Annotated in this window: 18 protein-coding genes; 9 read left to right on the forward strand and 9 right to left on the reverse strand. The window is 66.3% G+C overall.

The window, feature by feature from the left end; genetic code table 11:
- Window positions 1–4 precede the first annotated feature (4 nt).
- From argB to A7Q26_RS20840, 6 genes are all read right to left on the reverse strand, one after another.
- On the reverse strand, window positions 5–922 hold the full coding sequence (gene argB / locus A7Q26_RS20815; protein ID WP_066863938.1) for an acetylglutamate kinase: 918 nt from the start codon (window positions 920–922) through the stop codon (window positions 5–7).
- Between the two features lie 243 nt (window positions 923–1,165).
- Window positions 1,166–1,837: a queuosine precursor transporter gene (locus tag A7Q26_RS20820; protein ID WP_066863941.1), complete on the reverse strand. Its 672-nt coding sequence runs from the start codon at window positions 1,835–1,837 to the stop codon at window positions 1,166–1,168.
- 129 nt (window positions 1,838–1,966) lie between these two features.
- Entirely contained in the window at window positions 1,967–3,484 is a 1,518-nt protein-coding gene (locus tag A7Q26_RS20825) for a Ppx/GppA family phosphatase (protein WP_066863944.1), read from the reverse strand.
- Between the two features lie 5 nt (window positions 3,485–3,489).
- The gene (locus A7Q26_RS20830; RefSeq protein WP_066863947.1) at window positions 3,490–5,628 is read right to left on the reverse strand and encodes an RNA degradosome polyphosphate kinase; all 2,139 of its coding nucleotides are present in this window, start codon (window positions 5,626–5,628) and stop codon (window positions 3,490–3,492) included.
- A 3-nt stretch (window positions 5,629–5,631) separates the two neighbouring features.
- Window positions 5,632–6,270 (reverse strand): chromosomal replication initiator DnaA, encoded by a 639-nt coding sequence (locus A7Q26_RS20835; RefSeq protein WP_066863950.1) that lies wholly within the window; start codon window positions 6,268–6,270, stop codon window positions 5,632–5,634.
- On the reverse strand, window positions 6,267–7,556 hold the full coding sequence (locus tag A7Q26_RS20840; RefSeq protein ID WP_066865202.1) for a hypothetical protein: 1,290 nt from the start codon (window positions 7,554–7,556) through the stop codon (window positions 6,267–6,269). Before A7Q26_RS20840 ends, A7Q26_RS20835 begins: the two co-directional genes overlap by 4 nt.
- A gap of 90 nt (window positions 7,557–7,646) precedes the next feature.
- Between A7Q26_RS20840 and purM the strand changes: the two genes are divergently transcribed.
- The 5 genes from purM to nadB all read left to right on the forward strand — a co-directional run bounded on the left by purM (window position 7,647) and on the right by nadB (window position 13,017).
- Complete coding sequence (purM, locus tag A7Q26_RS20845) at window positions 7,647–8,741, forward strand: phosphoribosylformylglycinamidine cyclo-ligase (RefSeq protein ID WP_066863953.1); 1,095 nt, start codon at window positions 7,647–7,649, stop codon at window positions 8,739–8,741.
- A gap of 87 nt (window positions 8,742–8,828) precedes the next feature.
- Window positions 8,829–9,779 carry a phosphoribosylglycinamide formyltransferase gene (gene purN, locus A7Q26_RS20850; protein ID WP_066863956.1) on the forward strand — a complete coding sequence of 317 codons (951 nt, stop codon included), beginning with the start codon at window positions 8,829–8,831 and terminating at the stop codon, window positions 9,777–9,779.
- Between the two features lie 41 nt (window positions 9,780–9,820).
- A complete protein-coding gene (locus A7Q26_RS20855; RefSeq protein WP_066863959.1) occupies window positions 9,821–10,765 on the forward strand; it encodes an ABC transporter ATP-binding protein in 945 nt (314 codons plus the stop codon).
- An 18-nt stretch (window positions 10,766–10,783) separates the two neighbouring features.
- The gene (locus A7Q26_RS20860; protein WP_066863962.1) at window positions 10,784–11,323 is read left to right on the forward strand and encodes a hypothetical protein; all 540 of its coding nucleotides are present in this window, start codon (window positions 10,784–10,786) and stop codon (window positions 11,321–11,323) included.
- An 89-nt stretch (window positions 11,324–11,412) separates the two neighbouring features.
- Entirely contained in the window at window positions 11,413–13,017 is a 1,605-nt protein-coding gene (gene nadB / locus A7Q26_RS20865; protein WP_066863965.1) for an L-aspartate oxidase, read from the forward strand.
- A gap of 119 nt (window positions 13,018–13,136) precedes the next feature.
- Here the strand turns inward: nadB and A7Q26_RS20870 are convergent, their stop codons facing one another.
- On the reverse strand, window positions 13,137–13,976 hold the full coding sequence (locus A7Q26_RS20870; protein WP_443018181.1) for an alpha/beta fold hydrolase: 840 nt from the start codon (window positions 13,974–13,976) through the stop codon (window positions 13,137–13,139).
- A 176-nt stretch (window positions 13,977–14,152) separates the two neighbouring features.
- On the opposite strand from A7Q26_RS20870, the gene A7Q26_RS20875 reads away from it, so the two are divergent.
- Window positions 14,153–15,301 (forward strand): serine hydrolase, encoded by a 1,149-nt coding sequence (locus A7Q26_RS20875; protein WP_066863968.1) that lies wholly within the window; start codon window positions 14,153–14,155, stop codon window positions 15,299–15,301.
- A gap of 43 nt (window positions 15,302–15,344) precedes the next feature.
- Entirely contained in the window at window positions 15,345–18,131 is a 2,787-nt protein-coding gene (polA, locus tag A7Q26_RS20880; protein WP_066863972.1) for a DNA polymerase I, read from the forward strand.
- A gap of 35 nt (window positions 18,132–18,166) precedes the next feature.
- Here polA and A7Q26_RS20885 read toward each other — a convergent pair whose 3' ends face one another.
- On the reverse strand, window positions 18,167–18,451 hold the full coding sequence (locus A7Q26_RS20885) for a TFIIB-type zinc ribbon-containing protein (protein WP_066863976.1): 285 nt from the start codon (window positions 18,449–18,451) through the stop codon (window positions 18,167–18,169).
- Complete coding sequence (locus A7Q26_RS20890; RefSeq protein WP_066863979.1) at window positions 18,451–19,143, reverse strand: Bax inhibitor-1/YccA family protein; 693 nt, start codon at window positions 19,141–19,143, stop codon at window positions 18,451–18,453. Before A7Q26_RS20890 ends, A7Q26_RS20885 begins: the two co-directional genes overlap by 1 nt.
- A 312-nt stretch (window positions 19,144–19,455) precedes the next feature.
- Here A7Q26_RS20890 and cysS point away from each other — a divergent pair, with 312 nt between their 5' ends.
- Both cysS and A7Q26_RS20900 read left to right on the forward strand, forming a co-directional pair.
- The gene (gene cysS, locus A7Q26_RS20895) at window positions 19,456–20,970 is read left to right on the forward strand and encodes a cysteine--tRNA ligase (RefSeq protein ID WP_066863982.1); all 1,515 of its coding nucleotides are present in this window, start codon (window positions 19,456–19,458) and stop codon (window positions 20,968–20,970) included.
- 86 nt (window positions 20,971–21,056) lie between these two features.
- Window positions 21,057–23,996, forward strand: a complete 2,940-nt coding sequence (locus A7Q26_RS20900) for a CHAT domain-containing protein (RefSeq protein WP_066863985.1) — start codon at window positions 21,057–21,059, stop codon at window positions 23,994–23,996.
- Window positions 23,997–24,000 lie beyond the last annotated feature (4 nt).

Genomic DNA, 24,000 nt, shown 5'->3' on the forward strand with positions numbered 1-24,000 from the left:
GCACCTACTTCCGCACCAGCGTGCCCGCGCCGCGATCGGTGAAGATTTCCAGCAGCATCGCGTGCGGTACCCGCCCGTCCAGGATGACCGCGGCGTCCACCCCGCCCTCGACCGCGCGGACGCAGGTTTCCAGCTTGGGGATCATGCCGCCGCTGATCGTGCCATCCTCTTCCAGCACATGGATGGCGGCGGGGTCGAGGTCGGTCAGCAACTGGCCCTGCTTGTCGAGCACGCCCGCGACATCGGTCAGCAGGAAGAAACGCGCGGCCTTCAGTTCCGCCGCGATCGCGCCGGCCATGGTATCGGCATTGACATTATAGGTATGGCCGTCGGTGCCGATGCCCACCGGCGCGACGACCGGGATGATGCCGTTCTGCGCCAGCGTGTCGAGGATCGAGCGGTCGACCGAGACGGGATCGCCGACGAAACCCAGGTCGACATTGCGCTCGATGCCCGAATTGGGGTCCGCCTCCCGCTTGCCCAGCACCTTCTCGCAGACCACCAGCCCGCCGTCCTTGCCCGAAATGCCGACCGCGCGGCCGCCCGCGCCGGCGATCCAGCCGACGATTTCCTTGTTGATGGACCCTGCCAGCACCATTTCGGCGATCTTGGCGGTTTCCGCGTCCGTCACGCGCAGGCCGCCGACGAACTGCGATTCGACGCCCAGCTTCTTCAGCATCGCGCCGATCTGCGGCCCGCCGCCATGGACGACGACGACATTGATGCCGACCGCCTTCATCAGCACGACATCCTCGGCGAAATCGCGCGCGGCTTCGGGGTCGCCCATGGCGTGGCCGCCATATTTGACGACGAAGGTCTTGCCCGCATAGCGCTGCATGTAGGGCAGGGCTTCGACGAGGGTTTCGGCCTTGGCGAGGAGGGCCGGATCGGGCGCGTGCTTGCTGTTCATGCGCGCGCGCATAAGACCATATGCCCCGCATCGCAAGTTTTGCGCGCCGCCGCCGCCCCGCGCGAGACTGGCGGCCCACGCCGTCCGCTTCGCGCGCGGTCGGGAAGCGGAGCGCGCAAGGCACGTATTTTTCGGCAGGAAGGCGCAAGTCCCGCCCCCCGTTACAACGCCGGCGACACTCTAAAATTAGTTAGCTAAGCAATGAAAAAGCGCCATGTCGAACCAGCTGTCCAGTTCGCTGTCGCCCTGGCGCGCTCAGCGATCCAGCCGCCGCCCCAGCCCGACCAGCAGATAGATGACCGGCGGCACCAGCAGGGCGGACAACAGCACCTTGGCCATCATCTGGCCCAGCAGCAGTTCGCCGATCGGAAACACGCCATAGAAAGCGATGGTGACGAACAGCAGGGTGTCGACGATCTGCGACAATATGCTGGCCGCGGCCGCGCGCAGCCACAGCAGTTGGCTACCCTCCTGCCCCTTGAGCGCCGCGAACAGGGTGACGTTCAGCGTCTGTGAAATGCCATAGGCGATGATCCCGCCCAGCCAGATGCGCGGCGTGCCGCCCATCATCATCGCGAAGGCTTCGGCACGCTTGGGGTCCATGTCCCCCGCGGCCGGTGCGGCCAGCACGACGATCGACAGCAAGATCGACGCGATCAGCGGCAGGAAGCCGATCTGCACCAGCCGGCTGGCGACGGCGCGGCCATGGAGTTCGGCGACCGCGCTGGAAATGGTGACGAGCAGCAGGAAGGCGAAGATCCCCGCCTCCACCGCCAGCGGCCCCAGCCCGACCATCGGCCCGATGCCCGACAGCGGCCCCAGCGCGACCTGCTTGTTCCCCAGCACGCCCGCAATACAGACCATGCCGCCATAGAAGATGGAAAAGACGAAGAGCGAGCGGCTGATGGGCGCGGGCGTGGAAGTCATCTGCCGCCCTTAACGGCAATTGCAGGGCGGGGGAAGATGGGGGTTCAGGGGTGGGGCGCCAAGCGTGCGCCGGATCGAGACGTTGCGCTCGCTCCCTGCCCGTCCCCGAAACCCGCCGATCGGCCTGCCCTACACGCCCAGCAGTTGATATTTCACGCCCATCGCCTGCGCCAGGTTGCGCAGCCGGCGCTCCACCGCCTCGCCATAGAGATCGGCGTCCTCGCCGCGCATGTGCAGGTCGATCCGATCGCCCACCCGCGCAAGATGCGACACCGCCAGCGGCCCTTCGACGCCGCCCGACAGACGCTGGGCCAGGCGGATGGCCAGCCCCCAGAGCGCGGCGCGGCGGACGGCCTCCGGCCTGGCGATGCGGTCGATCCCCGGCGGCATGTTGAGGCCCCCGCCGAAATGGCTGTGCAGCGCCTGCCCCAGCATCGCCCGTTCCGCCGCGGTTATGCCCACCCAGTTGCTGTGCAGCGCGATTTCCACGCCACGTTCGGCGCGGAAGTCCGGGTTGGCGCGCCAGCTCACGTCGGCGAGCAGGCAGGCAGCGCGGCGGATGCGCCGGGCGGCGGCATCATCATCGGGAAAGAGCGGCGCGATCCAACGGTCGATGCGGTCGCCATGGCCACGAAAGCGCGCCTGCGCCTCCCCTTCCGCCTCGGCCGCGACCAGCAGCGGGTCATGGGCGCGAATATCCTCCGGCAGATCCTCGTAGAGCAGCCCTTCGCGCAGGCCATAGGCCGACACGACGAGGCGGCTGGACTTGAGCTGCCGGACCACCACCGACAGAAGGGCCGCCGCGTCGGGCAGGGTCGGCACGCGCGATCCGGTCATGGCCGGGATCTGCTTCAGCCGCACCCGGTCGACATGGGACACGATCCGGGTCAGCTGCTCGGCGCGCGCCGCCGTCATCTCATATTGGTGGACCACGGGCAGCGGGAAATGGGTCAGCTGCATGTCGAACCGCGCCAGCGCCCGCCACGACCCGCCGACCAGGTAGAAGGGCAGCCCCGGCTCGGGCTTCCACCCGGCCTTGTCCAGCATCTTGGCGACGGTGCGCTCCAGCGCGCGTGGCCCCTTGGCGCGTATCTGCGGCAGCCGCAGGACGCCCAGCGGCAGGGAGATCGTCTGTTGGACCACCCCGCCCCGCACCCGCGCCAGTTCCAGGCTGCCGCCGCCCAGATCGCCGACGATCCCGTCGGCGTCGGGAATGCCCGACAGCACGCCCATCGCCGCGCCGATCGCTTCCTGCGCGCCGGTCAGCAGCTCGACGGTCAGGCCCATCTCCGCGGCGCGGGCGATGAATTCGGCGCCGTTGGTGGCATCCCGAACCGCCGCCGTGGCGACGCAGCGTATCGCCGTCACCTTCATCGCGCGGCAAAGATGGGCGAAGCGGCCGATCGCCCGCAGGCCGCGATCCATCGCCTCCGGCTCGATCGCGCCGGTTCTGGCCAGCGACGCCCCCAGCCCCGCCATCACCTTTTCGTTGAACAGGATGAAGGGGATGCGGCGCGGCCCGTCATAGACGACCAGGCGCACGCTGTTGGAACCGATGTCGATGATGGCGGTGCGCGCATGGGCCGGTTCGGGCGATGTCGCCATCTGTTCGGCGACGGCGCGGACACGGCTCAGCATCGAGTTCATGGGCGTCAGGCTTTCCCGCGCAGGCGCAGGGTCGGCACCGCTTCATTGTCGAACGCGGCACCGCGCCCGGACAGCGACGGGTTGGTCATGAAATAGCGATGCAGATTGAACGGCTTTTCGCCCGGCTCCAGCCGCGTATAATGGCCGTCCCGGTCCAGCGACCAGCTCTGTTCGGTGTCGATCAGATTGGCCACCATGACCTGGTCCAATATCTGGTCATGGACCGTCTCATTTTCCACCGGCGCCAGAAATTCGACGCGCCGGTCGAAGTTGCGCGGCATCCAGTCGGCCGAGCTGATATAGACTTTCGCGCCATTGTTGGGCAGCGCCTTGCCATTGCCGAACACGGCGATGCGGCTATGCTCCAGGAAGCGGCCGACGACCGACTTCACCCGGATATTCTCCGACATGCCCGGCACGCCGGGCCGCAGGCAGCATATGCCGCGGATGATGAGGTCGATCTGGACGCCCGCGTTGCTGGCCGCATAGAGTTTCTCGATGATCGCCGGGTCCACCAGACTATTCATCTTGGCCCAGATGGTTCCAGGCCGCCCGGCGCGGACATGCTCGATCTCCGCATCGATGCAGGCGCACAGCGTGTTGCGCAGGTCGCGGGGCGACATGACCAGTTTCTCCAGCCGCTGCGGCTCGACATAGCCGGTGATATAGTTGAACAGGGCGGCCGCATCGCGCCCATAGGCCGGATCGGCGGTGAAAAAGCTGAGGTCGGTATAGATGCGCGCGGTCACCGGATGATAATTGCCGGTGCCGAAATGGCAGTAGGTGCGGAACTGCTCCCCTTCGCGGCGGACCACCATCGACACCTTGGCATGGGTCTTCCAGTCGATGAAGCCATAGACCACCTGCACGCCCGCGCGTTCCAGCGCGTCGGCCCACATCAGATTCTGTTCCTCGTCGAACCGGGCCTTCAGCTCGACCACCGCCGTCACCGACTTGCCCGCCTCCGCCGCGTCGATCAGTGCGCGGATGATCGCCGACTGCTTGCCCGCGCGATAGAGCGTCTGCTTGATCGCAACCACATCGGGGTCGGTCGCCGCCTGCTTCAGGAAGGAGATGACGACGTCGAACGCCTCATAGGGGTGATGGACGACGATATCCTTGGCCCGGATCGCGGCAAAACAGTCGCCGCCATATTCGCGGATGCGCTCGGGAAAGCGCGGGGCATAGGGTTCGAACTTGAGGTCGGGACGGTCCACGTCGACGATGCCGGACAGGTCACCGATTCCGATGAAGCCCTCGACCTCGACGACGCTGGCTTCATGGCCCTGGAGCATGTCCTGCAACATCTCCTCGACCGGCTCGGGAATCCGCTCCTCGATTTCCATGCGGATCACCCGGCCACGACGCCGGCGCTTGATGGCGCTGCGGAAATAACGGACCAGATCCTCCGCCTCTTCCTCGATCTCGATGTCGCTGTCGCGGATGATGCGGAACACGCCGCTGTTGCGGACGCGATAGCCGGGGAAGAGATCGGCGGAGAAGCGGCGGATCACTGCCTCCAGCGACATGTAGCGCGCCGGTTCGCCGGGGATACGCACGAACCGGGCGAGCGACGACGGGATCATCACCAGTTCGCGGATCGGCTGCTTGTCCGACAGGCGTTGCAGGTCGAAGACGATCGACAGACCCTGGTTGGGAATGAAGGGAAAGGGGTGCGCGGGGTCCAGCGCCTGGGGCGTCAGGATCGGGAATATCTGCGTCAGGAAATGCTCCCGCAGCCATTCGCCGCAGGCCGTATCCATCTCTGCGGACGGGCCGATCACCTCGACCCCCACCTGCGCCAGTTCGCCATGGAGCGCGCCCCACACCTTCTGCTGGGCGCGCATCAGCGTCGCGGTGGCGTCGGTGATGGCCGCCAGCTGCTGCGCCGGGGTCAGCCCATCGGCCGACCACATGTCGACATCCTGCAATTGCTGGCCTTTGAGCCCGGCGACCCGGACGGAAAAGAATTCGTCCAGGTTCGCGCCGGAGATCGACAGGAAGCGCAGCCGCTCCAGCAAAGGATGGGCGCGGTTCATCGCCTCCTCCAGCACGCGCTGGTTGAACGCCAGCCACGACAGCTCACGGTTGAAATAGCGGTCGCTGGCAGTGGCCAGGCTGGCGATGGGATCGGCTTCGGCCACGGATTACTCGCGCTGGTCGGTGGAGGGATCAGGCAGGACTATAGGCAGAAATCCTGCCGATTGCAGGGTCTCTTTCGCCATTGCGACCGAAATCTTACGGCCGGATGACAGTGCCGCCCGGTCGAGCAGCCGCGTGACCTCCGCGATCGCGCCATAGCGATGCTCGACCCGACGCAACAGCCAGTCGGGCAGATCGGGAGCATAGCTCGCCCCCGCAAGGTCGAAGGCGCGGCAGATCAGCGCGCGGGCCAGCCCTTCGTCCGGCTCCTCGATCGCGACATGCGGTGCCGCGGCGAGGCGGGATCGCAGGTCCGGCAGCGCCACGGTCCAGCTGGCCGGCGGCGCATCGCCCACCATCAGCAGGGGGCGGCGCCGGGTCTGCGCCTCGTTCCAGGCGTGGAACAGATAATGCTCGTCCCGCCCCTGCGCGTCGTCGATGATCTCGCCCCCGCTCATCCGCGCAAAATGGCCCGACAGCGTCGATCGGCCAGACAGCGGCGGGCCGGTCAGCACACTCACCGACAGCGGCCATTCCCGCCAGCGCTCCAGATGGGCGACGGCCAGGCGATTGGCGTCGCTGACCAGGAAATCGCCCGCGCCCGCGCCGCCATGCCATTCCAGGGGCAGGCTGATCTGGCTCATTGCGATGGCGGGGGCGCCTGCCGCCGCGTGATCCGCAGCATATTGCCGGACATGGCGACGCTGTAGCCGCGCGCCTGCAACGCATTGCGCAGCATCTCGACCGTCCCCTCGAAACTGACCTGCATCACCGATGTCCCGCCCAGCGCCAGGCTGCTGGTCGCGGCCGACCGGACGCCGGGTATGCCGCGCACCGTCGATTCGCCCGCCCCCACCGAACTGACGTCGGGCGTGTCGAACTGGATCGCGACACTGGTCGTGCTGCTCGCCTGGATGGGCAGGTCGATCGCCTCGATCGGCGCCTCGGCCGCATTCTCGATCGCCAGCGCGTCTGGGTCGACCGGCTCCTCGATGATGAGCGAGGGGTCGGGGCGCAGGCGGCCGTCGTTGAGCGCGCGGATATATAGCGCGTCGATCCTGCGCGCGCCCTCGTCCAGCATCTGGGCGATACCGCTGTCATTGGAGGCGCGCAGCGAAAAGCTGCCGATCAGGCTGTTGTCGGGGCCGTAGCGCGCGGTGAAGGTGCCGGTGACGGGACCGCCCGGATAGGCGCGGTCGAGCCGCGCGATCGGGATCACCACGTCGGCCGCGCCATATTGGTCAAGCAGCACACGCCACCAGAGGCGTCCGCGTCGCCCGGTCTGACCGGCGTTCAACAGGATCGGGTCGGCGATCGACCCCGCCACGCGGACATAGTCTATCGCGCTGTCCCCGGTGCGGTATCGCGCCCAGGCCTTCTGCCATTCATTGGTCCGCTCATAGGAGACGGCCGATCCGCCGTCCCACAGGACCGGGATCACCAGCAGCGGCGGCGACCGCATGACGTTGCCCGACACGCCCAGCAACTGGCCGGTGCGCGCGCGGTCGAACAGGATGCCCAGGGTCGCGACATAGCGGTTGGGGCCGGCCTGTTCATATTCGATCTCGATGCCGGAGATCATCGCCTCCAGCTGCGAATCGGAAAGGGCCGGCGCGCCGCCGCCCGATGCTCCGGAACCGTGCGTGCGGCTCCACAGCATCCGCCATGCCTGCCGCTGCGCCATGCGCCAGCCGGCATAGCGGGCGCTGTCGGCGTCCTTGGCCTGAACGTCGACCTTCACCCCGCGCACCTCGAAATCGCCGCCGCTGGCGATCGGCGGCACGCCGCGCTCCCCCTCCATCTGCGCGAAAAGGGCCGCCGCCGCCAGGCCGATGCCGATGGCAATCATGATCTGGACGGGCCGGACAAGCAGGCGCGAAAGGGCGGCTGGCTGGAACGGCAGGCGGAAAAAGGTCTGGCTCAGGCTCACGCGCGCCCTTTTGGCGGGATTTGCCAGACATGCCAAGCGTGAACCATGCGACCTTCCGTTTTCCGCGCCTTTGCTCTAGGGGACCGCCTCATGAGCGACAACGAATCCTACAGCTACGCCAAGGCTGGCGTCGACATCGCCGCGGGCAACGCCCTTGTCCGCGCCATCGCCCCGCTGGCCAAGGCCACCCGCCGCCCCGGCGCCGATGCCGAGCTGGGCGGTTTTGGCGGCTTTTTCGATCTCAAGGCCGCCGGCTATGACGATCCGCTGCTGGTCGCGGCCAATGACGGCGTGGGCACCAAGCTGAAGCTCGCGATCGACCACAACCGTCATGACGGCGTGGGCATCGACCTGGTCGCCATGTGCGCCAACGACCTGATCGTGCAGGGCGCCGAGCCGCTCTTCTTCCTCGATTATTATGCGACCGGCAAGCTGGAGAGCGGCGTCGCCGAACGAGTCATCGCCGGTATCGCCGAAGGCTGCCGGATCGCCGGTTGCGCGCTGATCGGCGGCGAGACGGCCGAAATGCCCGGCATGTATGCCGACGGCGACTACGACCTCGCCGGCTTCTGCGTCGGCGCGGTGGAACGGCACAAGGCGCTGACCGGCAACAAGGTGAAGTCGGGCGACGTGCTGATCGGCCTCGCCTCCTCGGGCGTTCACAGCAACGGCTTCTCGCTGGTGCGTCGACTCGCCGCCGACAAGGGCTGGAAGCTCGACCGTCCGGCGATCTTCGATCAGGACGTGCTGCTGATCGACGCGCTGATGGCGCCGACCCGCATCTATGTGAAGTCGCTGCTGCCGCTGGTGCGCGCGGGCATGGTCAATGCGCTCGCCCACATTACCGGCGGCGGCCTGCTGGAAAACATCCCCCGCGTCCTGCCCGACGGCTGCCACGCCATCGTCGATGCCGACGCCTGGGAACAGCCGCGGCTGATGGCCTTCCTCCAGGCACAGGGGAATATCGAGCCGGAGGAAATGGCGCGCACGTTCAATTGCGGCGTCGGCATGGTGCTGGCGGTGGACGAGAGCCATGTCGCGGGCGTTACCTCCGCGCTGGAGACGGCGGGCGAGACGGTGCATCGCATCGGCACCGTCGTCGCGGGTGAAAAGGGCTGCACCGTCCGGGGCAGCGCCGAAAGCTGGAGCGCGAAGGCCGACTGGTCGGCCACGCATCTGGGCTAACTTCGCTTCCCTCCGTTCGTTTCCAGCGAAGTCGAGAAACGGTCGCGCGAGGGTTCCCGACTTCGCTCGAACCGAACGGATGTTGTTATGCACAAGGCTAAAGTCGGCGTCCTGATTTCCGGCCGCGGGTCGAACATGGCGGCTTTGCTCTACGCCGCCAAGGCGGAAAGCTGCCCCTTTGAGATCGTGCTGGTCGCGGCCAACGATCCCGACGCGCCGGGCCTGGCCCTCGCCGCCGCAGAGGGCATCGCGACCTTCGGCCAGAGCCACAAGGGTCTGAAACGCGCAGACTTTGACCGGATCATCGACGCGCAGCTTCGCGCGGCGGGCGTCCAATATGTGGCGCTGGCCGGTTATATGCGCCTGCTCTCGCCGGAATTCGTCTCGGGCTGGGAAAGCCGGATGCTCAACATCCACCCCAGCCTGCTCCCCAAATATAAGGGGCTGGACACCCACCAGCGCGCGATCGACGCGGGCGACGCCCAAGCCGGCTGCTCGGTCCATATCGTCACCGCCGAACTGGACGACGGCCCGGTGCTGGGCCAGACGCCGGTGGCGATCCTGCCCGGCGACACGGCGGACAGCCTCGCCGCGCGCATCCTGATCGCCGAGCATCAGCTTTATTCCCGCACCCTCGCCGATTTCGTCACCCGCGAACGCCAGCCCGACTGGCTGCTGAACAAGGTACGCGAAATCGCGCTCGCCCTGCCGCAGGCCGATGAGATCGTCTCCCACGGGATGCCTTGCTTCGGCATCGTGAAGGGCAGGAAATTCGGCTATTTCACCCGCGACCATCATGGCGACGGCATCATCGCGGTCCTCGTCAAAACCACCGCGCCGGAGGAACAGGCGACCCTGATTGAAGCCGACCCCGACCGCTATTACCGCCCCGCCTATTTCGGCACCGACTGGGTCGGCATCCGCCTGGACCTGGGCGACACCGACTGGGATCATATCGCGCAACGGCTGCGGTCCAGCTGGCGCCAGGTCGCGCCGAACAAGCTGCTGGGCCTGATGGATATTGCGGAGGAGTTCTGACCCCTTTCCTTCGCCGCCCTCGATCCCCATAGAGTTGAGCCATGACCGACAGCCCCGCCCGCCAGCCCGCGCAAGAAGCAGCGATCGAGATCCGTAACCTGACCAAGGTCTACAAGGGCGGAAAGCGCGCGCTCGACGGCATCAACCTGTCGATCCCGCGCGGTCAGATCTATGGTCTGCTTGGCCCCAATGGCGCGGGCAAATCGACCACGATCAACATCCTGGCCGGCATGGTGAACAAGACGGCGGGCGATGTCAGCATCTGGGGCTTCGACATCGACGCGCATCCGCGCAACGCCAAGAACAGCATCGGCATCGTGCCGCAGGAAATCGTCTTCGATCCCTTCTTCACCCCCTATGAGACGCTGGAGAACCAGGCCGGCTTCTATGGCGTGCCCAAGGGCAAGCGCCGGTCGATGGAGTTGCTGCGCGCGGTGCATCTGGAGGACAAGGCGAACGCCTATGCCCGCACGCTGTCGGGCGGCATGAAGCGCCGCCTGCTCGTGGCCAAGGCGATGGTCCATTCGCCGCCGATCCTGGTGCTGGACGAGCCGACCGCCGGCGTCGACGTGCAGTTGCGCCAACAACTGTGGGAATATGTCCGCGAACTCAACGCCATGGGCGTGACGATCGTGCTGACCACCCACTATCTGGAAGAGGCCGAGCAATTGTGCGACCGCATCGGCATCATCAACCATGGCAAGGTCATCACCGACAAGCCGACCCGCGAATTGTTGGCCATGGCGCAGGAAAAAGTGGTGCAGGTGACGGTCGACCGCGACGTGACCGTCGCGCCGGTCGCGCCCTGTTTCGAGAAGGTCGAACTGTCCGGCGAACGCACGCTGACCATCACCTATATGAAGGACCGCGCCAATGCGGGCCAGGTGCTGAGCGCGGTGCAGGCCAGCGGTCTTGCCATCGTGGATGTCGTGACGCGCGACCCGGACCTGGAGGATGTGTTCCTGAACCTGACGGCGGCCGCCTGATTTTAAAGGAGAGGGATCGTGGGCTTTAAAATCTCATGGCTGGCTTTTGAAGCCATCGAAAAAGGAGCGCTGCTGGATGCCTTGGGATTCCGGGATACTGGTGAAGTCGACGAGGCGAATGAAAGCCCTTTTTCGGCCGTTCAATTGCGTAATGGCTGGAGTATAATTTGGTCTAACGACTTCGAATGGGCCGCAACGCAGCCAGTCAATTTACTCTTTCCGACCAAACGCGCCATTAGCTGTCAGTTGCACGAAGGCGTGATGTACAGTGCCGCACATGGTGCAGAAGATGGCATTGAGATGTGGAGCGTAGCCCATGATGCGCAGCAATCGCTGCACGACCTTTCGGTTTCCGGCAATCCACCTCCAGAATTTCTGTCGATCAAGGACAAACTGTCTTTAGACCAAAAAAACGAAGATGCCGGAAGTGCGGAAGTGGATTTCATATTCGACATTCCGATCGAACTTGCAGCCAGCGTCACCGGCTTTCGGCATGATCTGTGGGAGATAGACGGTTATCGTCCCGACTGGACAGTCATCGAAAGAAAATCGGTCTGACCTTCCCGATCTTTCTGGAGTAACATCGCTATTTTTATCAACTCCTCCCGCCTGCGGAAGGGGAGTAAGCAAGAAGCAGCACAGCACAGATGCCCACCACCACCCATGACGTCATCATCATCGGCTCCGGCGCGGCGGGGCTGACGGCCGCCATCAACCTCGCGCAGGACCGCAAGGTGCTGGTGCTGGCCAAGGGCGCGCTCGACGGTGGCTCCACCAACTGGGCGCAGGGCGGCATTGCCGCCGTACTCGACGCGGGTGACAGTTTCGAGGCGCATGTCCATGACACGATGATCGCGGGCGCCGGCCTCAACGACCGGGCGACCGTGGAATTCGTCGTTTCCGAAGCCCCCGCCGCGATCGAGCGGCTGGCCGATCTCGGCGTGCCCTTCAACGGCGGCGAGGAATTCGGCGAACGCTGGCACCTGACCCGCGAGGGCGGCCACAGCCACCGTCGCATCGTCCATGTCGACGACGCCACCGGCCATGCCGTGCAGGTCGCGCTGCTCAAGGCCGCGCGGGCCAATCCCAACATCACGCTGATGGAGGATATGGTCGCGATCGACCTGATCACCTCCCGTCATGGGGAACGCTATTCGGGCGATGGCCATGTCTGGGGCGTCTATGCCTTCAACCGGCAGACCGGCCGCATCGATACGCTGCTCGGCCGGGCGACGATCCTGTGCACCGGCGGCGCGGGCCGCACCTATCTCTTTTCGACCGCGCCGCGCGGCGCGACCGGCGACGGCATCGCCATGGCCTGGCGCGCGGGCTGTCGCGTGTCGAACATGGAGATGAACCAGTTTCACCCGACCTGCCTCTATAATCTGGAGGTCAAGAATTTCCTCATTACAGAGGCCGTGCGCGGCGAGGGTGGGCATCTGAAGCTCCCGCCCGGCGTGCCGGGCGGCGGCGAGCGCTTCATGCCCCGCTTCGATTCCCGCGCCGAACTCGCCCCGCGCGACGTGGTGGCCCGCGCCATCGACCATGAAATCAAGCGACTCGGCCTCGACTATGTTCATCTGGACATCAGTCACAAGGACCCGGCGTTCGTGAAGCATCACTTCCCGACCATATATGCGCGGCTGCTGGACCTCGACATCGACATCACCAAGGAGCCGATCCCGGTCGTCCCGGCGCAGCATTATACTTGCGGCGGGGTGGTGATCGACCTGGACGGGCGGACCGACCTGCCCGGCCTCTATGCCGCGGGCGAAGTGAGCGAGAGCGGGCTGCACGGCGCGAACCGCCTCGCCTCCAACTCGCTGCTGGAATGTTTCGTCTTCGGCGAAGCGGCGGCCAAGCATATCCGCAGCTCTTGGGACGAACTGCCCAGCCCCCCGCCGATCCGGCCCTGGGACGAAAGCCGCGTCACCAACAGCGACGAGGAAGTGATCGTCCAGCATAACTGGAAGGAAATCCGCCGCTTCATGTGGGACTATGTCGGCATCGTCCGCACCACCAAGCGGCTGGAGCGCGCCCAGCACCGCATCGACCTGCTAGCCAGGGAAGTGGATGATTATTACGGCAATTTCCGCGTCACGCCCGACCTGATCGAACTGCGCAACCTGCTGGAGGTTGCTCGGCTGGTGGTGCGCTCCGCCCTCCATCGCAAGGAAAGCCGGGGGCTGCACTATACGCTCGACTATCCCGAGACGCTGCCGGAGGCGGTGGACACGGTGCTGGCGCCCTGACGAAAAAGTGGCGCGGTGTCCGGGGGGACGCCGCGCCTTGAGGTGGAGGAGGGACACGCTGCAAGCGCATCCGGGAACCCCCTGCTATCGCCCCTCCCCACCCATGGGTTTGATGGAGGTCAAACGGCCAGAAATTCCCTGAGCGATGCGTGGAAACGGGCGGGCTGGTCGGCCATCACCATATGGCCGCTAGGACCGATGGCTTTCAGCAGCACGCCTTTTTTCCCGGCATAGGCGGCGCGAAACCGGCTGGTGATGGCGGCGGTCTGTTCGGCGTCGGCGCCCACCGCATAGACCACCTCCAACGCGGCGGCGAGCCGCGGCAATTGGGGTTCGAGATCGACATTGGCAAGGTCGCGCAGCGCATTGGCGATGACGTCCGGATCGCTGCCGCTGGCGCCCGGCGCCTGTGCGACCATCTGCGCCAGATAGCGTCGTCCCGCCGCCGTGCCGGTCAGATAGCCGCCGATCTGGTCGGCGAGGAAGCCCAGCCCGCCCGCCGTGCCGCCGACCATCGCCGCACCGGCGGGCAGCATGTCGACCACCATGACGCGCCCAGCAATGCCCTTCAGCCCCAGCAGCATCGCCAGCGTTCCGCCCATGGAGTGGCCGACGATGGCGGGGCGCTTCAGCCCGGCCGCGGCGACATAGCGGGCGATCTCGTCGGCGACCGGCTGGAGCAGCGGCCCGCTGGCATTGGCATCCGCCGCCAGCCCGGCAAAGCCGCGCACATGGACCAGATGGAAGCGATAACCCGGCAGCGCGCCCAGCACCCCGTTCCAGATGCCCGGACCACTGGCGAGGCCGGGGATCAACAGCACGTCCCGTCCCGTCCCGCGCACCGTCATGGCGATGCGGCGCGAGGCGAAGGGCACGGCCCATGCCGTGCCTCCGCTCGCCACCATGCCTGCCGCCAGTCCGCCGAGCAGCAGCGCCCGCCTGTCCATCACCATCGCCATGCCGACGCTATTGCCGGTCCCCCGCTGAACCGCAACTGAGCGATCCTTGCCCTCGATCAAGAGCGTTCCTCATTCATCCTCCTTACATCGCATTTGTGGAATCATTCGTCGCATGGGTCTTGCCGGAACGTCCGGCAAGCCATCCCTTGAGGCCGCAAGAGAGTGCGGGGAAGACGATGACATCGAAGACGAACCGGGGCGGGTCCGCGCGCCTGGTCCTGTTGATCGCGGCGCTGTCCGCCTGCGTGAGCGCACCCGACCCGCGCCGGGCGCAGGCCGCAGCCCCTGCCCCGCAAAAGCCGCTGCCCGCGCGCCCGCAACCCACCACCAACAGCTGGCCGATCCGCCCGGTTGCCAATCCGCCCCAGCCCTATCGCGACGTCGACCAGCGCGAAACGCCGCCACCCGCGCTGGTCAATGTCGTGCGCAATCTGGGTCAGAGCTTCAACGGCAAGGTGGGCATCGCCGTGCGTCGCATCGGCGCCGACTGGACCGTGGCCTGGAATGGCAACGCCCTTTTTCCGCAGCAGAGCGTGTCGAAGCTCTGGGTGTCGATGACCTTCCTCGACGCGGTCGACCGGGGCAAGCTGCGCCTGACGGACACGACCACCATCACCCGCAACGACCTGACCCTGTTCCATCAGCCCTCGGCCGCGATGCTCAAAAATGGCAGCTGGACCACCAGCTATTCCGACCTGATGCGCCGCGCGATGACGCAGAGCGACAATACCGCCAACGACGCGCTGCTGCGCGCGGCGGGCGGACCGGAAGCGGTGCGCGGCTTCCTGGCGCGGCGGATGATCAAGGATATCCGCTTCGGCCCCGGTGAGCGGCTGTTGCAATCGACCACGGCGGGCCTCGACTGGCGGCAGGATTATTCGGTGGGCCGCAATTTCTACGCCGCCCGCTCGCGCCTGCCCATGTCGGTTCGGGTGAAGGCGCTCGACAATTATCTGGCCAACCCGCCGGACGGCGCAGCACCGGCCTCGATCGTCCAGGCGCTGGCGAAGCTGAAGGAGGGCGACATGCTCTCTTCCGCGTCGTCCCGGCTGCTGATGACGATCATGTCGGAAGCCAAGACCGGACCGCAACGGATCAAGGGCGGAGTGCCGCCGGGCTGGTCCTATCTGCACAAGACCGGGACCGGGCAGGACCTGCCGCCGCGCTCGACCGGATTCAACGACATCGGCATCATGACCGCTCCCGACGGCACCAGCTATGCGGTGGCGGTGATGATCGGTTCCACCACCGTGTCGATCCCGGAACGCTGGGCGCTGATGCAGGCGGTGTCGAGGGCGGTCGCGGCGAACCACGAGAAGCGCTGAGCATGGTGGAGGGGAGCGGCGAAAGTCGCTATCCCCCTCCCCCATGACCCAGAATCATCTCTATCTCGTCGATGGCAGCGGCTATATCTTCCGTGCCTATCACCAGCTTCCCCCGCTCACCAACCAGCATGGCCAGCCCGTGGGCGCGGTCTATGGCTATACGACGATGCTGTGGAAGCTGGCCGAGGAGCTGGGCAAGGCGGAGGGGCCGACGCACCTCGCCGTCGTGCTGGACAAGGGGTCGCACACTTTCCGCAACGACATGTACGACCAGTATAAGGCGAACCGCCCGCCCGCGCCCGAGGATCTGGTCCCGCAATTCCCCATGATCCGCGACGCGACCCGCGCCTTCTCGCTCCCCTGCATCGAGGAAGCCGGATTCGAGGCGGACGACATCATCGCCAGCTATACGAAGGCGGCGGTCGCCGCGGGCTGGCATGTGACGATCGTCAGCAGCGACAAGGATCTGATGCAGCTGATCCAGCCCGGCGTCGACATGTACGACACGATGAAGAATGAGCGGCGCGGCGCCGACTATGTCATGGGCAAGTTCGGCGTTCAGCCCGAACAGCTGGGCGACGTGCTGGCGCTGATGGGCGACAGCGTCGATAACGTCCCCGGCGTGCCGGGCATCGGCCCGAAGACGGCGGCGAAGCTGATCACCGAATATGGCTCGCTGGAGGCCGCGCTCGAAGCCGCGCCGTCGATGAAGAAATCGAAGATGCAGGAAAATCTGATCGCCCATGCCGATATGGCACGGCTGTCGCGGCGGCTGGTGGCGCTGCATGACGCGATGGACCTGCCCGAACCGCTGGACGAGCTGACCTTGAAGGGCATTCCGCCCGAACCGTTGCAGGCCTTCCTGTCGCATCACGGCTTCAAGACGCTGCTCAACCGCCTTGGCGCGCCCGCCGCTGCCGTCGCGGTGGCAGCGACCGCCGCCGTTGCGACCGACACGGCGCCACCCGCTCCTCCCGCTCCGGCGGACGAACCGGCGATCGACCGCAGCCTCTACGAGACGGTCGTGACGGAAGAGGGGCTCGACCGCTGGATCGCGGCTGCCCGTGCCGAAGGTCTGGTGGCGGTGGACACCGAGACGGACATGCTCGATTGCGTGTCCTGCGCGCTGGTCGGCATCAGCCTTGCCACCGGCCCGAACAAGGCCTGCTATATCCCGGTCGGCCATGGCGGGACCGACATGTTCGCCGAGCGGCCGCAACAGCTCGACAAGGCGCTGGTCCTCGCGAAGCTGAGACCGCTGCTGGAAGACGACTCCGTCCTCAAGATCGGCCAGAATCTGAAATATGACCTGACCTTGCTACGCCGCCACGGGATCGAGATCGCGCCCTATGACGACACGATCGTCATGAGCTTCGACCTCGACGCCGGACAGTCGCTGGCAGGGCATGGCATGGACGAAGCAGCGCGGGTCCACCTCAATCACACATGCATCAGCTTCAAGGAGGTGGTCGGCACCGGCAAGAGCCAGATCAGCTTTGCCGAAGTGCCGCTACCCCGCGCGACCGAATATGCGGCCGAGGATGCCGACGTGACGCTGCGCCTGTGGAGACGGTTCAAGACGCGCATCGCCAATGAAGGCGCGAACCGCGTCTATGAACTGGTCGACCGGCCGCTGGTCGGGGTGATCGCCAAGATGGAGCATCAGGGGATCAAGGTCGATCGCGAGCATCTGTCGCGCCTGTCGGCCGAATTCACCGCCGGCATCGCCGCGCTGGAGACGGACATACACGAGATTGCCGGCCAGCCCTTCGCCATCGGATCGACCCAGCAGCTTGGCGCGATCCTGTTCGACAAGCTGGGCTACAAGGGTGGCAAGAAGGGCAAGTCGGGCGCTTATTCCACCGACGTCACCATCTTGGAGCAACTGGCGGCGCAGGGCGCGCCGATTGCCAGCAAGGTGCTGGAATGGCGCCAATTATCGAAATTGAAGTCGACCTATACCGATGCGCTCCAGGCGCAGATCAACAGGGATACGGGGCGCGTCCATACCAGCTATTCGCTGACCGGGGCGCAGACCGGGCGGCTGTCCTCGACCGACCCGAACCTCCAGAATATCCCCATCCGCACCGAGGTCGGCCGCCAGATCCGCCATGCGTTCGTGGCCGAACCGGGCAATGTCATCCTGGCCGCGGACTATAGCCAGATCGAACTGCGGCTGGCGGCGCACATGGCCGATGTGCCGGCGCTCAAGGACGCCTTCGAGGCGGGCGAGGATATTCACAACCGTACCGCGCAGGAACTGTTCGGAGAGGTCAATCGCGACACGCGCGGCCGGGCGAAGACGATCAACTTCGCCATTCTCTACGGCATTTCGCGCTGGGGCCTGGCCGGGCGGCTGGAGATCAGCGCGGACGAGGCGCAGGACATGATCAGCCGCTATTATGAGCGCTTTCCCGGCATCAGCATCTATATCAGCGAGACGATCGAGAAGGCCCGGACAACCGGCTATACCGAGACGCTGTTCGGGCGAAAGACCTGGTTCCCGCGCATCAAGGCGGCGGTCCAGCATGAACGGCAGGGCGCCGAACGCGCTGCGATCAACGCCCCGATCCAGGGCACCAGCGCCGACATCATCAAGCGCGCGATGGCGCGCATGGGACCGGCGCTGGAGGCGGCGGGTCTGGGTAGCGTGAAGATGCTGCTCCAGGTCCACGACGAACTAGTGTTCGAGCTGCCCGAAGGCGATGTGGCGGCGGCCAGCGCAGTCATCCGTCAGGTCATGGAGACAGCCGCCGAACCCATTGTGAAACTGAGCGTGCCGCTGGGCGTGGAGATCGGCACCGGGCCGAGCTGGGGCGCGGCGCACTAACGAAAAAGGCCGGCCCCATCGGGACCGGCCTTTCCTCAATCGAACAGTTCTTCCAGAAAACTCTTCTTGCGCTTTTTCTGATAATAGCGCCCGTCATCCCGGTCCGGCCGATAGCTTGGCTGGGCGAAGGGCGCAGGCTGCGGCGTCGGCACGCTCGCCTGCGCCGATCGCTCGATGATCTTGTCCAGTTCGCCCCGGTCCAGCCAGACGCCCCGGCATTGCGGGCAATAGTCGATCTCCACCCCCTGCCGGTCCGTCATGGCGAGGCCGATATGACAGACCGGACAGAGCATCGCCGATACCTGAGCGGGATCGCGCATTATTCGCGCTCACCCGTCAGGCTGAGCAGCGCCTGGAAGAGGTTGATGAAGTTGAGGTAGAGCGACAGCGCGCCCATCACCTGCATCTTCTGCGCCACCTCATGGCCGGCATAGTAGAAATATTCGGACTTGATGCGCTGCACGTCCCAGGCGGTCAGGCCAGTGAAGATCACCACCGCCAGGATCGATACGACCATCGCCATCACCGACGAACCGATGAACAGGTTGATGAGGCTGGCGACGATGATGCCGATCAGGCCCATGATCAGGAAGCTGCCCATCTTCGTCAGGTCGCGCTGCGTGGTATAGCCCCACAGCGCCATGGCGAGGAACATGACCGCCGCCGAGAAGAAGGCCTGCGCGATGCTGCCGCCGGTGAAGACCAGGAAGATGCTGGCCATCGACACGCCCATCACGGCGGAAAAGGCCCAGAAGGCCATGCGCGCGCCGGCCGTGCTCATCTTCTCGATGCGGAAGGTGAAAAAGAAGACGAACGCCAGCGGCGCGAAGATCGCCACCCATTTGAGCGGCGTACCGAAGATGGCCGCAGCCAGAGGCGGCGTATTGGCGATCGCGAAGGCGACGAGGCCGGTAATGACCAGGCCCAGGCCCATGTTGCGGAAAACGCCCAGCATGTGCGCGCGCAGCCCGGCATCGGTATCGACCGACCGGCTGGCGCCATAGCCCGGCATACGAACGGGATTATTCACGGCTTCACTCACTCCATCCAAATGTGGTTCGAGTGGCCCGGCGCGGTCTCCTGCGGCAACGAGAGGGGGCAAATCGCCGCAAAACCTGCACCGGGCACACCCGATGCGGTCCGACATCGCGACTGGATCAAGGGGGAAATCCATGTCGCCAGAGGGGCCCGGCCCGCAGAGGATATATCGGGTGGGGAACGCCTACGCGCAAGGGATTGGCCCGACTGCAACATTTTATTACAATCGCGCGCCCGCACCGGGAAGGATTGACCCCCGCCCCGCTTCGCGACATGGCTTGCGGCCATGTCCGATGACCAGCATATCCCCGCGCCACTGCGCCTGTTCAACAGCCTGACTCGATCCATCGCGCCGTTCGCGCCGATCGAACCGAATCATGCCCGCGTCTACAGCTGCGGCCCGACCGTCTACAACTATGCCCATATCGGCAACCTGCGCGCCTATGTGTTCACCGATACGCTGCGGCGGACCCTGTTGTGGAAGGGGCTGAGCGTCACCCACATCATCAACATCACCGATGTCGGTCATCTGACCAGCGACGCCGATGCGGGGGACGACAAGATGGAGGCGGCCGCGCGGGCGAGCGCCAAAAGCATCTGGGACATTGCGGCCCATTATACGCAGGCGTTCAAGTCCAACATCGCCGACCTCAACATCCTGCCGCCCAGCGAATGGACGGTCGCGACCGACTATGTGCCGCAGATGATCGAATTTGCCGAGAAGATCGCCCCGGATCATTGCTATGAACTCGAGAGTGGCCTCTATTTCGACAGCACGACCGTACCCGATTATGGCGCCCTGGCCGGCGGACGGGACGATGCGGCTCATGCCCGGATCGACCCGGTGGCGGGCAAGCGCAACCCGTCCGACTTCGCCATCTGGCGCAAGTCGCCGCCCGGCGAGCAGCGCCAGATGGAATGGGACAGCCCCTGGGGCAAGGGCGCGCCGGGATGGCATCTGGAATGCTCGGTGATGAGCCAGGCGCGGCTGGGCCAGCCGTTCGACATCCATACCGGCGGCATCGACCATCGCGAAATCCACCATCCCAACGAGATCGCCCAGAACCAGGCTTTCCAGGCCTGCTGCGGCGGCCCCGGTGCGACGGCGGCGGGCTTCACCGGCGCGCGCTGGTGGATGCACAATAATTTCCTGGTGGACCGGCAGGGCAAGATGTCGAAATCGAAGGGCAGCTTTACTACGCTCTTCTCGCTGATCGACGCTGGCGTGCATCCGATCGCCTATCGCATGCTCTGCCTTGGCGCGCATTATCGCAGCGAACTGGAGTTCAGCGCGGACAATCTGGCGGCGGCGCTGACGCGGCTCAAGCGGCTGGTCATGGGGGTCGAGGGGCTGAAGGCGCGCGCCGAGGGCGTAACCTGGCAATCCCCGCGCCTCGACTATCTGCGCGCCAATCTGCACCCGAAGCTGGCACCGCTGCTGGAACAGTTCGACGCCGCGATCGCCGACGATCTGATGACCCCACGTGCCCTGCCGCTGCTAGAAGAGGCCATCGGCATGAAGAAGGTACCCGTGGACGAGAAGCTCTGCCTGATCGCGGCTTTCGACCAGGCGCTCGGCCTCAATCTCCTGACGCTGACCCGCGCCGATCTGCGCATTCGGCCAAAGGATGCGCAGATCAGCCCGGAAGAGGTGGAAGCCGAACTGGAACGCCGCGCCACCGCGCGCTCCGACAAGGACTTCGCCTTGTCGGACGATATACGCGATAGACTGAGCAGCCGGGGGATCGAGGTGATGGACGGCGATCCGCTGCGCTGGGACTGGCGACTGACGATCGCCTGAGGATCGTTACGCCCCCGCACCGCTCTTGACGGGCGACGCCGCGCGACCGAATAGACAGGCGGGTCGACTCGCAAGCGGGGGGTGATATGCTGCTTTCCACGCGTTGTTCGGCCGTCCTGCTGGCGCTGGCTCTGCCATCCTCCGCAGCGGTGGCGGCGGCGAGCGCACCTTTTTCGTCCAGCGATCCTCGCCACGCCCGGCTTCGCCAACTGGAGCGTCAGGCGTCCGACCTGTTCGACAGCGCGGATTATGCCCTCTCGATGTCGCAACGGACGCGCGATGCCTGGAGCCGCCTGCACGATGTAGCGATGAAGGTGAAGGTTTCGGGGAAGCCTCATCCGCTGGCGGGCGTCGCCTTGGTCAACCTGTCCTCCATGGACCAGATCGACGGCAAAAATCCCGATGCCCTGGCGCGGTCGAGCGAGGGTCTGTCGCTGCTAGCGCCCTTCGCGGACGCCTATCCCATCCAGTGGATGCAGGGACTGTCGATCAAGGGCTATGTCCAGGTCGCGCTCGGCAAGGTGGCGGAAGGCGCGGCGACACTGCGCGATGCCAGTCGCTACATGGACGGCTACATCGCCCGCACGCCTGCGGACAGGCTGGACAAGGACGCTCATATGCTGCGTTCCAACATCGCCTTCAGCCATGCGCAGGCGCTCACCCGCCTTGGCCGCAACGCAGAAGCGGTGGACGCGCAACGGGCCAGCATGGAGGCGCGGATCGCCGCCGTCGGGCCGAACAGCGCGGACGCGATCGGTTCCTATTACACCTATGCGCAGCTGCTGTCCCGCGCCGAGCGGGACGCCGAGGCGGAAAAATATGCGCGGCTGGCGGTCGACGTTGCTACCGACCATGTCGATCGCAGGCATCCCAGCTATGCCCGCGCGCTCGAAGCGCTGGGCCTGCTGCTGTCGCGCACCGGGCGGCGGGCGGAGAGCCTGGACTATCTTCAGCGCGCCATCGCCATCAAGCGCGAGACGGTGGGCACCGACAGCCTCTATTTCCAGTTCGGACTGCAAAATCTGGGCACCGTACTGCTGCCCTTGGAACGTTATGCCGACGCCGGTCCGCTTTTCATGGAGGCCGAGCGCGGATTCCGGAAGATAGAGGGCGAACATAGCCCGCAATCGGCCCGCGCCCTCGCTTTTGCGGGGTCGGCCAGCCTGGCGGAGGGCCGGCGCGACGAAGCGGTCGAACGACTGACCATGGCTTTGGCGCGGGTGCGGGCCGGGTCGGACAAGGACCGCGACATCGGCCAGCGCGTCTATCCCTATCTGATCCCGGCGCTGATCGGGACCGGACGCATGGACGAAGCGCGGACGGCGGCGAGCGCGTTCGCCACCGAGACGCGGCAACTCGACAATGCGCCGGCATTTCCGCTGGCGCAGGCGGCGATGCTGTCGGACTGGACCGCGCAGCAGGTCGGGTCGCTGAGGGAAAGTGCCGGGCGGCTGGCCGGGGTGCTCCGCGACAGTGCGGGCATGACCGACAATGGCGAGCTGACCGAAGAACAGCGCGCAGCGCTCGACATGGTGCTGGCGGTGGCGGCGCAGACGCAGGACGCCGCGCTGGCGCTGGAGGCGATGGCCGTGCTGGCCGGATCGCGCATCGCGCAGGCCAACCGGCTCGTCGCACAGCGGCTGACCGAGGATCAGGCGCTGGCGGCGCGGGTGCGCGCCTTGCAGGACCGGGTAAGGACGCTGGAGGCGGCGGACAGCAAGCTGCTGAAGGCACTCGCGACCGACAGGGGCGTCGCCGAGGCGCGGGCCGATCGTGGCGTCGTGGCGGCCGCGGTCGAGGCCGAGCGCGCGGCGATCGCGCGCGACTACCCACGCTGGATCGAGGCGCAGGGCGGCGAGCGGCCCGACATGGACGCGTTGCGGGCAAAGCTGGGCAGCGAAGAGGCGTTGCTGGCGGTCATGCCCGCGTTCGATGGCGTCTACATGCTGGCGGTCGGCCCGGGCGGCACGCGGATCGCGCGCGCGCGCATGGATCGGGCCGCGATGGTCGCGCTAGTCGATCGGCTTCGCGCCTCCCTGACGCCCAAGGGGTTCGACCGGACGGCCGCGCATGACCTGTATCGGCAAATCTTCACGCCCGACATCATGGCGACATTGGGCAAGGCCCGGACGTTGCGGATCGTGCCAACCGGCGCCTTCGCCTCGCTGCCCTTCGCGATGCTGCCGCAATCGCCCGTGGCCGCCGTCGAGCGCAAGACCCCCTGGCTTATCCGCCGCTTTGCCATCGAAGTGCAGCCCGGCTTCGCGATCGGCGCGACCAGCCGGCGGCAGATGGCGGCGCGGGATCAGCGTTTCCTGGGGATCGGCGCGCCGCAGGCCTTTGGCGCGCAGGCCGGCATCCAGTCGGAAAGCGGCGGCGCGCCGATGGCGGCCCAACATTATTTCCGCAACGGAGGGGCCGATAGCCGCGCCCTGGCGGAACTGCCTCCGCTGCCCGGATCGCTCGCCGAACTGCAAGCAGTGGCGGCGCGATTCGGAGCGAAGCGCGCCACCCTGCTCGTGGGCGCGCACGCCAGCGAGGCGGCGCTACGCGACCGCGACCTGTCACCCTATGGCGTGATCCTGTTCGCGACCCATGGGCTGGTGAGCGGGGAGATGGAGGGGGTGGCCGAGCCGGCGCTGGTGCTGTCCCCGCCTGCCGCCGGTGCGACCGGCGAGGACGGCCTGCTGACCGCGTCCGAAGTCGCCACCATGCGAATCGGCGCGGACTGGGTGATCCTGTCCGCCTGCAACACGGCCGCCGGTGACGGATCGGCGAAGGGCGCGGCCTATTCCGGGCTGGCGCAGGCGTTCCGCTATGCCGGCGCGGGATCGCTGCTGGTGTCCCACTGGCCCGTGCGCGACGATGCCAGCGCCTTTGTGACGCTAGAAACGGTGAAAAGCGCCGGCCGCGGCCTGCCGCGCGCGGTCGCGCTGCAACGGGCGATGCTCAAATTCATCGAGTCGGAGCGCCCCGACGCGGCCCAGCCCTATATCTGGGCGCCCTTCATCCTGATGGGGCGCTGACCCG

This window comes from Sphingobium sp. TCM1, assembly GCF_001650725.1.
GTDB lineage: Bacteria > Pseudomonadota > Alphaproteobacteria > Sphingomonadales > Sphingomonadaceae > Sphingobium.

Excerpts from the sequence above, each read along its gene's own strand:
- A7Q26_RS20870 (WP_443018181.1), bottom strand. The coding sequence starts at position 13,976 with ATGGCGATGGTGATGGACAGGCGGGCGCTGCTGCTCGGCGGACTGGCG.
- polA (WP_066863972.1), top strand. The coding sequence starts at position 15,345 with ATGACCCAGAATCATCTCTATCTCGTCGATGGCAGCGGCTATATCTTC.
- A7Q26_RS20890 (WP_066863979.1), bottom strand. The coding sequence starts at position 19,143 with ATGCCGGGCTATGGCGCCAGCCGGTCGGTCGATACCGATGCCGGGCTG.
- cysS (WP_066863982.1), top strand. The coding sequence starts at position 19,456 with ATGTCCGATGACCAGCATATCCCCGCGCCACTGCGCCTGTTCAACAGC.
- A7Q26_RS20835 (WP_066863950.1), bottom strand. The coding sequence starts at position 6,270 with ATGAGCCAGATCAGCCTGCCCCTGGAATGGCATGGCGGCGCGGGCGCG.
- argB (WP_066863938.1), bottom strand. The coding sequence starts at position 922 with ATGCGCGCGCGCATGAACAGCAAGCACGCGCCCGATCCGGCCCTCCTC.
- A7Q26_RS20885 (WP_066863976.1), bottom strand. The coding sequence starts at position 18,451 with ATGCGCGATCCCGCTCAGGTATCGGCGATGCTCTGTCCGGTCTGTCAT.
- purM (WP_066863953.1), top strand. The coding sequence starts at position 7,647 with ATGAGCGACAACGAATCCTACAGCTACGCCAAGGCTGGCGTCGACATC.
- A7Q26_RS20825 (WP_066863944.1), bottom strand. The coding sequence starts at position 3,484 with ATGAACTCGATGCTGAGCCGTGTCCGCGCCGTCGCCGAACAGATGGCG.
- nadB (WP_066863965.1), top strand. The coding sequence starts at position 11,413 with ATGCCCACCACCACCCATGACGTCATCATCATCGGCTCCGGCGCGGCG.
- purN (WP_066863956.1), top strand. The coding sequence starts at position 8,829 with ATGCACAAGGCTAAAGTCGGCGTCCTGATTTCCGGCCGCGGGTCGAAC.
- A7Q26_RS20855 (WP_066863959.1), top strand. The coding sequence starts at position 9,821 with ATGACCGACAGCCCCGCCCGCCAGCCCGCGCAAGAAGCAGCGATCGAG.
- A7Q26_RS20820 (WP_066863941.1), bottom strand. The coding sequence starts at position 1,837 with ATGACTTCCACGCCCGCGCCCATCAGCCGCTCGCTCTTCGTCTTTTCC.
- A7Q26_RS20900 (WP_066863985.1), top strand. The coding sequence starts at position 21,057 with ATGCTGCTTTCCACGCGTTGTTCGGCCGTCCTGCTGGCGCTGGCTCTG.
- A7Q26_RS20875 (WP_066863968.1), top strand. The coding sequence starts at position 14,153 with ATGACATCGAAGACGAACCGGGGCGGGTCCGCGCGCCTGGTCCTGTTG.